The following is a 12,979-nucleotide window of genomic DNA, read 5'->3' on the forward strand; positions in this document are numbered from 1 at the left end:
ACTATGTCTTAGCTGTACATCTCTGCTCTTTGTGCCTGAACAGCTTCGCTATTGATGTATTCATCGTAAGTCATCAGTTTATCAATGATTCCTTTAGGAGTCAGTTCTATAATACGATTTGCTACTGTTTCTGTCAACTCGTGGTCACGGGAGGTAAACAGCATAGATCCTTTGAAATCTTTTAAGCCGTTGTTTAAAGCCGTGATAGATTCCAGATCCAGGTGATTAGTTGGTTCGTCGAAAATCAGGAAGTTGGCTCCCTGTAGCATCATTCTGGAGAACATACAACGCATTTTTTCACCTCCGGACAAAACCGATGCTTTTTTAAGAACTTCTTCTCCGGAGAAGAGCATTTTGCCTAAGAATCCGCGCAGGAACTGTTCGTCTGCTTCAGGATTAGTCGTGTATTCTCTCAACCAATCGATCAGGTTATCATTTTTGCCTTCAAAGAATTCGGCATTCTCTATAGGCATATCTGCAGGGGTAATGGTAATTCCCCATTTGAATTCACCCTGAAAATCTTTGTCACGGCCGGTGATGATATCGTAAAATGCAGAAGTAACAAGTGAATTGCGTCCCAGGACTGCAATCTTATCTCCTTTGTTGATCATGAAGTTAATGTCTTTGAAGAATACTTCTCCACTGACTGTTTTGCCAAGGCCTTCTACTGATAAAGTCTGATCACCCGGTTCGCGGTTCATCTGATTGAACATGATTGCCGGATATTTACGGTTTGAAGGTTTAATCTCTTCTATATTAATCTTATCAAGGGCTTTTTTACGGGAAGTAGCCTGTTTGGATTTGGAGGCATTGGCCGAGAAACGACGGATAAATTCCTGTAATTCCTTGACTTTATCTTCCATCTTTTTATTCTGATCAGTACGTTGTTTCAGTACCAGCTGAGAAGACTCATACCAGAATGAATAGTTACCGGTATAGATTGTCATTTTACTGAAATCAATATCTACGATATGTGTACATACGGCGTCAAGAAAGTGACGGTCGTGAGAAACGACCAGTACGATTGCCTCATAAGTCGCCAGGAAGTCTTCTAACCATGCAATGGTGTTGATGTCCAGGTCATTGGTAGGCTCATCCAGAATCAGGATGTCCGGTTTTCCGAATAAAGCCTGCGCCAAAAGCACACGTACTTTCTGATTACCATCCAGTTCTTCTAACAATTTATAATGCAGATCTTCCGAAATTCCCAGGTTACTCAATAAAGTAGCTGCGTTGCTTTCTGCATTCCATCCGTCCATTTCCGCAAAAAGACTTTCCAGCTCACCGGCACGTTCACCATCTGCATCTGTGAAATCTTCTTTTAAGTAAATGGCATCTTTTTCCTTCATGATCTTGTAGAGCTCCTGATTACCGATCAGAATAGTCTCAATGACGGAAAATTTATCAAACTCATAGTGATTCTGTTTCAATACAGACATTCTTTCACCAGGTGTGAAAGCTACAGATCCTGTTGAAGGATCGATCTCTCCTGAGACAATCTTTAAGAAAGTGGATTTTCCGGCACCATTTGCACCGATTATACCGTAGCAGTTTCCAGCAGTAAATTTAAGGTTGACATCTTCGAACAGCACACGTTTGCCGAAACGAAGAGAAAGATTGGACACATTAATCATGGCGCAAAGATACGGTTTATTTCCTGAAAAACGGGCAATAAAAAAGAGGATAAACCGGTGTGGAATATCCTCTTAATCATATTGGGTGTGCAGTTATTTATTCCACCATATTTTATTGGTGATGACGTCATCGCCCTGTGATTTTAAAGCATCCTGATAGTTTGCTTTATTGGTGTTCTGCTCAATGATCGGATATACCAATCGGTTTGGAATAGTCTGGCCTACTTCAGGTGTAAAGTAGTAGGTTTTTGTGACTCCTCCTACAAGACCGGTCCATAGCAGATCTCCGCTTTTGATCAGGAATAAGGGATACCCTGTCCGGCGTATTTCTGACCAGGATTCTATCCCCTGATTGTAAAGGGCGAGGTATTTTTGAGTCAGTACATTTTGTTTGTTAGCTGCCGGTAATGCAGACAGGTATGCAGTTGCATCTGTCTCATTTACTCCCCATTTTGTTAATGAAGCTTTTACTCCATTGGTATAAGCTGTCTGATCCCAGTTTTTATATTCGGAAATCAGGAACTGAACTTCGGCGTATTCCTGTAATACTTCGGCATAGTTTGCGGCATTAATGATTGTTCCCGGCAATGAAATGGTGCTTTCGGGAAATAATTGCCCTGCTTCGAGCGGCAACCCGTAGATCTGCCCGTTATATACACCGCTTGCATTTGGATTAGCATACTTAGCCAGTCTCGGATCCGGAGTTGTAAATGGTCCGCGAATTCCTTTCAAGGCATCGATAATAACATTTGAAACTGCAAAATCCTTTCTGTTTGCAATTACTGTAGCGCGGTATAAGGGTGCTTCATTTGGTGATGCTGACGAATATTTAAACGCTGCATTGTCATCATTCGATGTGAATACACCCTGTGCCAGTGCACTTTCGATATGGGTACGGGATAATGCGGCATCTTTGAGTGCTATACGTGTTGCAAGACGCAGACGCAAAGAGTTTGCAAATTTATACCATTTTTGATTGCTTCCTTTGTAGATATTATCTGATGTGCCGAAGGTGTTGGCAGAGCTGTATTTGAACAAGGTGTCTGCGGCCTGTTTCAGTTCATTGAGAATATCTTTGTAGATCTTTTCCTGTGTGGCATATTTTGGAGTCAGATTGTCAGGGCTTTGTTGTAAAGCCTGAAAATCAGGATCCTTATTGCCGTATGATTCGTAAGGGATATCTCCGAATACATCTGTCAGGGAATGAAAAAGATATGACTTCAATACTCGTGCTATAGCAATCTGGTTTGTATTCGTTCCTGCATTATTTGCAGTCACTCCGATGCGTGTAGCTTCATCTGTATTGAGTTTGATGATCTCATTCAGATTGTTGAGGGCTTTATACGATTTGATCCAGAAATTATCCGAATAACTTGTCGGTATCTGATAACGGGACGGATCGGTATAAATATTCTGACTGAAATACTGCGCAAATAACTGTGCCCCTCTGTAGTTGATCTCTTCACTGCGGATAGCATCCATGGTTTGTTTCTGAGCAGATATCAGCAGACTTGTCGTAGATACTTTAGACGGAAGATTAGGATTTGTATTTATCTCTGTAAATTTCTCATCTGAGCATGAAGCCAGTGTCAATAAGGATAGACCTAGTAAACCTGTATATGTGAATTTGAGTAATTTCATGTAAAATTAGAATTTAAGATTAACATTAAAACCATAAGTTACCGGTGTAGGAATGTTTCCTCCTTCTATACCTTGTACATTGCCTCCGCTATTGGTAAATTCAGGATCGATATACTTGCTTTTAGTATAGATATTCCAAAGGTTACGGCCATAGACAGAAACACCAAGATTTTTAACGAATGTATTGTTCTTTAACTTGAATGTATAACCGACAGTTACTTCGCGCAGCTTGATAAAGGTTCCGTCAAAGATGGAGAACGTAGTCGGACCGTTGTACTCGTTACGGGCCCATTGCTGAGCTGTAATGCGGGTGTCATTTTCTGAGATATTGGATACGGTATAAGAACCATCCGGATTGAAAACGACATTACCTTTAACGCCATCTAATACGACGCCTGTTTCACGGATATTATTTTCTGCTGTACGATCTAATATACCTGCATACATACCTACTTTGTACGTTTGGGAGAAGAAGCTTCCGCCTACGCGTCCATCAATCAAAAATCCTAAACTTAGATTTTTGTATCTGAACTGGTTTTGGAAACCAAAAATATAGTCAGGTAGTACAGATCCCAAGGGAACGAGCTGAGATGTTCTCATATAGGTACCATCAGCCTGAACAACTCTTCTGCCATCCTCTGTTTTCACAAAATCATACCCTAACAATTGCCCGTACTGCTGACCTTCTCTGGCAACCAGACTGACCAGTGAATTGCTCAATGTATAGGTATTGGCATCATCGGATAGCTTGATTACTTTATTTCTGTTGCGCGACCAGTTTAATGTACTGTTCCACTCCAGATTTTCAGATTTAACAGGTGTGCCGCTCAGCGTTATTTCTATACCTTTATTATTGATCTTTCCGGCATTGATAATTTTGTATTCATATCCGAAAGCCGGAGAAACCGGTAGAGGAATGATCTGGTTTCGGGAGCTGTTGTTATAGTAAGTGACATCAATTCCGACTCTGTTTTTAAGAAATTGCAGGTTCAGACCGGTTTCCCATGAAGTCGTAATCTCCGGTTTCAGCAACGGATTGTTCAGCTGATTCTGTAAACTTGTGGAAGGGAGACCGTCAAAAGACAGATCTACGCCATACACTTTGTATAATTGATAAGGATCTGTGTCATTTCCTACCTGTGCCCATCCCAGACGTAGTTTACCAAAGGAAAGCCAATCCAGATTTTTAACGCCTTCCAGCTGACTGAAGATAAAACTTCCTGTGAATGAAGGGTAGATAAATGAATTGTCATTGACCGGCAGGGTAGAGGACCAGTCATTGCGTACTGTACCATCGATATACAATATGTCATTGTATCCTAAAGAGAAGCTACCGTATAAAGAAGAAACTCTTTTGTGAAAGCGGTTATTATCCACTTTGACACTGGATGCATTTTTCAAGTTATAATACTCAGGTACTATCAGCCCGCCTTGTGTGATTGCATAATCTACTTTCCGTTGCTGATCGCGTAAGTTTGCCCCAATGTTAGCTACTAAAGAGAATTTATCCCAGTTCTTTTTGGCTGTAGCGAGGAATTCGTAGTTGTATTCATTCAGCTTATTACTGGATTCTTCGTATTGGGAAGCAGAGCGGGAGTATACCGCTATGCGATCCTGATAATTAAAGCTGTAAATGTCTCCGTGTACTTTTGCTCCTACTGTCAACCAGTTATTGACATCATATTGTAATCCGAAATTACCGTAAAAGCGATCCCGGCTCTCTTCCATATAACTTTCATAGGCGGACCAGTAAGGGTTATCAATGAATCGTGTGGCTTCTGCAGCCGGTGTATTTTGCCAGCCGGTACGGTTCCATGCCAGCGGTGTACCATCTGCACGTTTATAGTTTTCTAATATTTTGTAGTCTACCTGTACCGCTCCCCACTGGAATGCTTCCAGCATAATATTGCGGTTAGAAGCTCCGCTCCAGGGTTTGCCGACAGAAGAATTTTTGATATAGTTGAGTGTCGAGGTGATTTTCAGATTGCCTAATTGTGTTCCTCCTGAAAAATTCAGTGTATTTCGGTCCAGGCTGGAATTAGGTATTGTACCGGATACATTCTTGTTGGTATACGAAAATCTGTAGTTTGTATTTCCGCTTGTACCCGCGATGGACAGGTTATTTGTGTTGGATACACCTGTTTTGAAGAAATAATTTACATCATTCTTAGGGTAAGACCATGGAGTCGGTTTGAGGTAATTTGCTTCATCTTCCGGATTCAGGCTATACCATTGTAATACCGGTGTTCCATCCAGACGAGGACCCCAGCTTTCATCTGATGCATAATCTACAATTTTGTATTCTGTACCATTGATAGTCGCTGTCGGGAATGTAGTCGCATATCCCTGACCGTATAATTTCTGTCTTTTGGGAAGGCGTACAATGTTTTCGAAATCTACTCCTGTATTAAGGCTGATATCTACACGTTCACCTTTAGCAGCTCTTTTTGTGGTGATCAGGATGACCCCGTTAGCTGCTCTGGATCCGTAAAGTGCTGCTGCGGAAGGTCCTTTTAACACTGAGATATTCTCGATATCGTCCGGATTAAGATCCTGGATCATATTTCCGACATCTTTTCCTGCGCTTCCATTTATGGTCGAGCTGCTGTTAAGGTCGCTGTTGTCCATTGGTGTACCATCTACAACATAAAGAGGTTGATTATTCCCGGCAATAGAGTTGATTCCTCGCAGCAATACGCGGGTAGATCCGCCTATGTTACCTCCTGAAGAAATAACCTGTAATCCGGCAACTTTTCCTGAAATGGCGCTTAGTGCATTTGTTGGTCGGGTTTGCAGTTCCGTAGATTTGACTTCCTGTACCGCATACCCCAATGCTTTTTTCTCACGGGATATACCGAGTGCAGTTACCACTACTTCTGTAAGTTGTGTGTTTTCACTTTTCAGACTGATCGCCAGTTGCTGTCCGCTTTTGGCTGTCAGTGTCTGAGACTCATATCCGACAAAAGTGATACGGAGTTTTGCTTCTGCAGAAGAGATCTGAAGCGAAAAAGTTCCGTTCTGATCCGTCTGCGTTGTATGTGTACCGGCTATTTCAGTGATAGTCACTCCGGATAGCGGTTGATTTTGTTCGTCTGTTACTTTTCCGGATACTTTGATATTCTGCGCATGCAGGTAAGACGGAAGCAGTATCCCGACGATAAGAATAAGGAAGTGATGAATCTTTAAATTCATGAATGTAAAAGTTTAGTTCATAAAATATTATTAATATAAAAACAGGATAGAGGTAGGAAAACAATGATCAGCATTATCTTCCTGAGAGCATTCGAAAACAGTAAAGTTTGAGTGTATTGGTATTCATTGCAAATTATTATTTTGCAAATATATAAAATCTATATGAATGGTAGATTATATAGATTAAAAAAAGTTGTTTTATACTCTAAATCAGTAATAAATGTTTTGAGGACTAACCTGATTTCAGGAATTATCCGGCGCTATTTGTTTTCTGGAAGTTGATGTAAATGGGGAATGGATACGCTGTCGGGTAAGACGGTACGAGATGGTGCTTTGTTACGCAAGATGGCGCATATACAGAATAATATGTTTTAAAGGAGCCATTACAGAAATATTATATAACGCTCGAGCATGTTGTCGCAAAGACCAATATGAGGGCTACGACCAATAAAATTGCAAAAGTTGTAAACGGAGTTCTTTTCATTTTAGTTCAGTATTGAATAGTTAAATCAGGTACTTGCAAATATCGTACCTAATATGAGTTTATCATCCTGAACTGTCGTCTGTTTCTTAGAGTTTATCGAGTAAATAGAAATAGGATTTGAAACTATGATGCATAAAGGGTTGTTTTATGTCATCCGGAAAAGAGGTTGTGTAGCTGCTATCTGGTTTTAAGACAATATGTTGCCCTGCCCGCATATAATTGGATGAGGGAAAATATTTTGGTTCTACTAAATGGGGGTATTTTTTTTTGAGAAAAGTGAAAACTTTATGGCCTAGTAATTTTTCAATATTTTTCTGACTTTTTTCTGTAGGTTTTTTTATCCTATTAAGATAATGTTTTATCACAATCTTTTTGCCAAAGGATTGTTTTTGTATTGCTTTCTCCAATTGTGGAAAAGGATTAATCTCATTAAAATCATCTAATTTCTGTACAGAAAACGGTGTTTCAGGAACCCAATCCATTGTATTGACCACATTGAATGCCCATCCGATCTGTGTATCCGCTTCATATTGATAGGCATAATAGAGGTTTCCAACTTTTGGTGCAGCAGAGCTGTATGTTTTGAGCTGTATATCTGCCGGTAATTGTCCCTGCTGTTGCAGATGACGAAGATGGGAAGTCAAGAGGTAGCTGATGGCTCCGCCCTGACTATGGCCTGTGATATAGATGTCTTTTATGCCTGCTTTATAACAGGAATCCAGATGGGGTAAAATATCTGCAGAGAGAAAACCTGTGCTGAATGTCCAGCCTACGTGAACTGCTGCTTTAGGATCGTCTGAAAAATTATATTCAAATATCCGGGAATCATCTAACTGCAGCTGACCTTTGGCAGGAATCATTGCGGCATAGAAGTTAGCCAGCCAGCTTTCTGAACTTGATACTGTTCCTCTGATCCCTATTACAGCCTGCTTATGTTCATCACTGGTCCACAGCCACCATCGGTTTTCCAGTCCCATTACTGGTGATGTGTATCTCAGTGTAAAATCCTGATATACGGGATGTTCTTTGACCTGACTCATTAAGGTGAGCATGGTTCTGTATTCCTCTTTCTCAAAACCGGGTTTCAGGGATTGCGCATATGTAAATGAAGTAAAGAGACCAAAGACAACTAACAGAATCGGGTATTTCATATGGAGGAGTTCATGTTTTATTCTATCGTTTACAATAATAAGGTCTTTTGATCTGAAATACAATCTGCGGTTTTAAGATTAACATTAAATTAACCCCTTGTGTTCCTTTTTCGAATTTGTCAGGAACTCATTTTAACTATACTTCCTCTTTCCAAATCTTTGATAACTGTTACGGACATGGGAATACGTTCTTTCAATTCTTCCACATGCGAAATGATACCTACTATTCTGTTTTCCTTATTGAGATATTGTAATGTTTCGAATACGGTATTCATACTTTCTGCATCCTGTGTGCCGAAACCTTCATCTATAAAAAAGAAATTTTTATCAGCCTTATTGAGCGACTGTATATTTTCGGCTAATGCTAATGCCAGGCAAAGGGAGGCCTGAAATCCCTGCCCTCCTGAAAGTGTTTTTACAGAACGGTGATAGCCATTGTTGAGGTAGTCGATGACCTCGAATTCGTTGGCTTCATTGATAATCAGGCTGAGCTGATTTTTCGTCAGCCTGTGAAAACGCTGATTTGCAATATCACATAAGCGTTGTAAATGTATACTCGATACGTAATTGACAAATCCTGAGCCTTTAAACATGTTGTCAAGCGTACGCAGATTATCTTTGCGATGGCTCAGCTTCTCAAATGCTGTCAGCAGTTTTCCCTTTTTCTCAAACTCATCTTCCAAACGTTGCAATTCACGTTCTAATGCTCCTGTATGTGCGATCTGCAACTCATGTGCTGATTTCTTTTCTTCTAATTCGATTTTGGTACGTTCGAAAAGTGCTTCATCAAAATCCTGAACGGCACTGCTTTGCATAAGTTCAGTAATTTGTTTTTGAAGTGTTTCATAAGCAACTTTATAGTCGTGTATACGTTTTCTGTTTTCTATGACGGGCAGATTTTTTTGCAATACAAGCTGAATGGCTCTGACACCCGGTAAATGCTGCTGCTCGATGTGGGCAAGTATTTCCTGATTCAGCTTGTCAATCTTTTGTACTGTATTCTGGTAGTTCTCCAGTGCTTCTGTATGTTTTCCTTGTACAGATGCGACTATCGTGTGGAGTTGATTGATTGCAGCCTGCAGGGTTTTATGTTGTTCTTCTGTGCGAATTATCAGCTCTTCGGCATTTTGTATTTCTGCTAAGAGATCCTGATCGCTATTGTGGTTGTAATCTTCAATCTGAATAGCTTGTATCTGCATCTTATGCTGGGTGATCAGGCCATCTATAACGGCAATCTGTTGAGTGAACTCATTTAATGAGCGCTCGAATTTTGCTGCTTTACTCTGTGTCTCTGCCAGCTGTACACGCAATGATTTTAGCAGGAGCTCTGCTTCTTTTATCTGTATTTCACTTTGTCTTAAAGCTGTTTTTTGTTCGTCAAATAACGTACGATCGTCCCAACGGAAATTTTCCCAGCTGAATCGGGTACGTAGTTCTGTGAGTTGCTCATCTGCCTGTTGCAATTCTTTTGCCGCTGCTTCCAGTTGTATTTTTTTGTCCTGATAGGATGTACTCCATCTGGTCATCTGACTGAGAAGTGATTGCAGTTGCTGCTGTCTTTCTGTTATCTCCGTTTGTTTTGCTTTTAATTCCCCTAGCTGTATGCTGACATCGTGTATCTGCATAGGATGCGGATGATCCAAAGATCCGCAAAGAGGGCAGGCTTCTTCATGATGAAGGTTGTCTGCAAACCGGCCGAGTTCTTTTTGTACCTGTAAATCAGTCTCTTGATTAGTTAATGCTTTGATATCGGTAGTAATCTGCCGGAGCTGATTGGTGATTTCAGATTCCCAGTTGTCTACTGTATACCCGTTAACTGTAAATGAATTTGTTAATTCTTCCTGCTGCAATTTCAGCAGATCAACCTTTTCGATCAAAGCAGATTTGTTTTTCAGGAGCAGATCATGACGCTGGTACCAGTTGTCTATTTCCATCAGTTCGGAAGTGTCGATTCTGACAGATTTTAACTGTTCAAGGGTTGTTTCCTGAAGATTTATATCCGCTATAAAGGCTTGTTCTTCTTTGCGAGTCTGTTCCAGTATGGGTGTTCCTTTGGCCAAACGGCTTTGCAGATTACTCTTTTCAGACTGTTGGGTTCGTATCTGAATCAGATTTTTAAGATCACTGATTTTTATTCTGAGCTCTTCTATTTTCCGGAAATCTTTTTCAACCTTCTGAAAAGATAGCTCTTTTTCTTTCAGTGTCAGTGAAGTTTGTTGTTTCTCCTGTAACAGATTCTGGATTTTTATTTCCAGCTGATCCTGATCCCGTTGTAAAGATTGGATTCTGTCCAGAGGTTCACGAAACAGGGATACCAGTTTCTCGTATTCATCCATTTCTTTTTCCAGATGTAGGATTTCGGGTTGTTTTAGTTTTAACTGTGCAAATTGTTCTTCCTTTTCCTTCAGGTTTTCACGATTTGCTTTCGCTTCAGACAGCACTTTATAGCTGTTTTCGGTTTGTTGATATGCTGATCTTAATTGGTCCAGCAATACTTTAGCTTCGCTTAAACCATTTTTCTTCAGTTCAATTGTTCCTGAGTTTATTTCTTCAAATCCGGACAATGCCCCCTGCAGATGTTCGATCTTTCTGTTGTTTTCGATTTGAAGCAGGGATACTTTTGGTCCCAGGTCGTATTTATCCAGGTTGAAGATTTCCTTCATCATATCCGAACGGTCTTTACCTTTGAGGTCAAGAAATTCTTTAAACTGTCCCTGAGGAATGATGATAGTTCTTTTAAAATTTTGGTAGGTCAGGTTAGTGATATGTGTGGCATCTGCAGATTCCATCGGAACCCAATTATGCTGCAACCATTCATAAGCCACCCGTTCTATTGTGGAGGTCTGATCAAATTTCTTTTTTCTTTTCCAGTGTACTGCAAACCTGAACCTGCGGTTTTCAAAATTGATAAAATCAAAGATGATAGTGGCTGCAGCAGATTTGAGATTGAGCATATTATAGCTTCTGTTCTCTTTGGAATTGAGACGTTCGGTGTTACCATACAAGGCAAAACTAATCGCTTCGAGAATAGAGGATTTTCCGGAGCCGACATTTCCGAATATACCGAATAATCCCGCTTCAGTAAGTTTGGTGAAATCTATTTCTTGTTTTTCCTGATAAGAATATAAGCCTTCTATACTTAAATATATGGGTAGCATCTGTTAATCTTCTGTATCGTTGGTACTGTTCAAAACTTCGTTAAATAAAGAAATCAGTTCATCATTGACCTCTTGTCCGTATCTGGATTTAAAATAATCTTTGAAAAGATCCTGTATATCCTGTTCGAGATTGATATACGCTGCAGCAGACAGTTGTTGTTCCTGCTGTCTGACTATCGGAATAATATGGATAATTCCGTCATGTGCTGCATGGATACGTTTCAGATCCTGTGATGTTGCAAACGTTTCGCTTACCAGTGTCAGTTCGACCAATGCATTTGGATGTGTCTGCAACCACGATACAGCTTCATCTGTATCTTCAAAGCGTTTGCGGTAAAGTCTGCGTCCGGACTGCAGATTGCGTGTCTTTATCTGCACCTGCCTGTTTGCTTCTGCTTCTATAATGACTACTTTCTTTTCCTGTCCTGCTTCGGAAAATGAATAGGCGAGCGGACTGCCGCTGTAGACTACCGGTGCGAGGTGTCCTCCTATATTCTGATAGCGATGGAGATGCCCCAGAGCGGTGTATTGTATTTGTAAAGGTATACCGTCTGAATACACGATATCTGCATTTCCTATTTTGATGGGTTTCTCTCCATCCGGTTCCTCGAGTATTTCGCCTCCCCGCTTGAGCATGTAGAGGTGGGTGACCAGAATGTTGACACCATACTTATCTGCATAGCTATCTGCCAGTGTGCGCCAGGTGTTTTTGAGCACCTCATTGAGATTTTCTCCTTTGTCAGTAATCCCGAGGTATTGTTTGAGACGAATTTCATTTGCAAATGGAGTGGAAAGTATACGCAACGGAGAAGAATGTTTTGGTAACTGCAGCTCTATAAAACCAAGATCGGATCGTGTAATCGTAAATCCGTTTTCTATTTGAATAGGCTTGATTTGGGTGTCAGGATATCCCATGAATATAATTCCGCATTCGCGAGCCAGAGCATCCGGCGCATTTATACGGTCGGGACTATCGTGATTGCCAGCTATGGCCAATACAGGTCTCGTTCCGTTGTTCGCAAGTCTCTTAAGGGTTTTGTATAACAGATCTACAGCTTCGACAGGAGGATTGAAAGTATCAAAAAGATCTCCTGCGACAATCACTGCATCTACCTGCTCTTCATCCGCAATGTTACATATTTCTTCGAGCACGATACGTTGCTCTTCTATTCTTGTGAAGAAGTCCAGTTTTTTACCCAGATGCCAATCGCCCGTATGCAGTATCTTCATGCTTTTTAATTGTTATGCTAATATACCTTTAATCTGTAAAAGCCCGAAATACCTTTTGGGGTCGTGTAGGTTTGCAAAGCTGATATAATCATGCAGACGGAAGAGCTTGCTGTATCTATCCGTCTGATTTTCTGTCAGAATGCCCGAGATCTTTATCTGCGGCAACGATATCACGAACCAATTGTTTTAATTCTTTTATTTCCGGAAAACGTCCCATGCGTTTACGGTCAAAAATCTCCGTTTTATCTATAGTGATAAGGTAGCGCCCGCTTAGTTCGCTGGGTTTCAGGGTTACGCCGTTCAGTTCTTCGGTAAAGGTGGTCAGGAGCTCCTGCGCCATGTATGCTGCACGTAACATCCATCCACATTTGGGGCAGTATTCTATTGTAATTGTTGGCTTCATCTCAAAAATAGTATCATTATCCTTGACTAATTTATGGATTTGTATACGCAATCCGGGTATATTTTGCTATTTTAGATACCTCATTT

The 12,979-nt window shown here is 40.7% G+C and carries 7 protein-coding genes; all 7 read right to left on the bottom strand.

What is annotated here, in order from left to right:
- Positions 1-8: 8 nt before the first annotated feature.
- Positions 9-1,634 carry an ABC-F family ATP-binding cassette domain-containing protein gene (locus HMPREF0766_RS03420; protein ID WP_002993764.1) on the bottom strand — a complete coding sequence of 542 codons (1,626 nt, stop codon included), beginning with the start codon at positions 1,632-1,634 and terminating at the stop codon, positions 9-11.
- Positions 1,635-1,727: 93 nt separating this feature from the next.
- Positions 1,728-3,275, bottom strand: a complete 1,548-nt coding sequence (locus HMPREF0766_RS03425) for a SusD/RagB family nutrient-binding outer membrane lipoprotein (protein WP_002993766.1) — start codon at positions 3,273-3,275, stop codon at positions 1,728-1,730.
- A 6-nt stretch (positions 3,276-3,281) separates the two neighbouring features.
- Positions 3,282-6,467: a SusC/RagA family TonB-linked outer membrane protein gene (locus tag HMPREF0766_RS03430; RefSeq protein ID WP_002993769.1), complete on the bottom strand. Its 3,186-nt coding sequence runs from the start codon at positions 6,465-6,467 to the stop codon at positions 3,282-3,284.
- 570 nt (positions 6,468-7,037) lie between these two features.
- Complete coding sequence (locus HMPREF0766_RS03435; protein WP_002993771.1) at positions 7,038-8,102, bottom strand: lipase family protein; 1,065 nt, start codon at positions 8,100-8,102, stop codon at positions 7,038-7,040.
- A 119-nt stretch (positions 8,103-8,221) separates the two neighbouring features.
- On the bottom strand, positions 8,222-11,260 hold the full coding sequence (locus tag HMPREF0766_RS03440; protein WP_002993773.1) for an SbcC/MukB-like Walker B domain-containing protein: 3,039 nt from the start codon (positions 11,258-11,260) through the stop codon (positions 8,222-8,224).
- A 3-nt stretch (positions 11,261-11,263) separates the two neighbouring features.
- The gene (locus HMPREF0766_RS03445; RefSeq protein ID WP_002993775.1) at positions 11,264-12,490 is read right to left on the bottom strand and encodes a metallophosphoesterase family protein; all 1,227 of its coding nucleotides are present in this window, start codon (positions 12,488-12,490) and stop codon (positions 11,264-11,266) included.
- 115 nt (positions 12,491-12,605) lie between these two features.
- The gene (locus tag HMPREF0766_RS03450) at positions 12,606-12,893 is read right to left on the bottom strand and encodes an Rdx family protein (RefSeq protein WP_172462540.1); all 288 of its coding nucleotides are present in this window, start codon (positions 12,891-12,893) and stop codon (positions 12,606-12,608) included.
- Between the last annotated feature and the right edge of the window lie 86 nt (positions 12,894-12,979).

Source organism: Sphingobacterium spiritivorum ATCC 33861, assembly GCF_000143765.1.
Classification (GTDB): Bacteria; Bacteroidota; Bacteroidia; order Sphingobacteriales; family Sphingobacteriaceae; genus Sphingobacterium; species Sphingobacterium spiritivorum.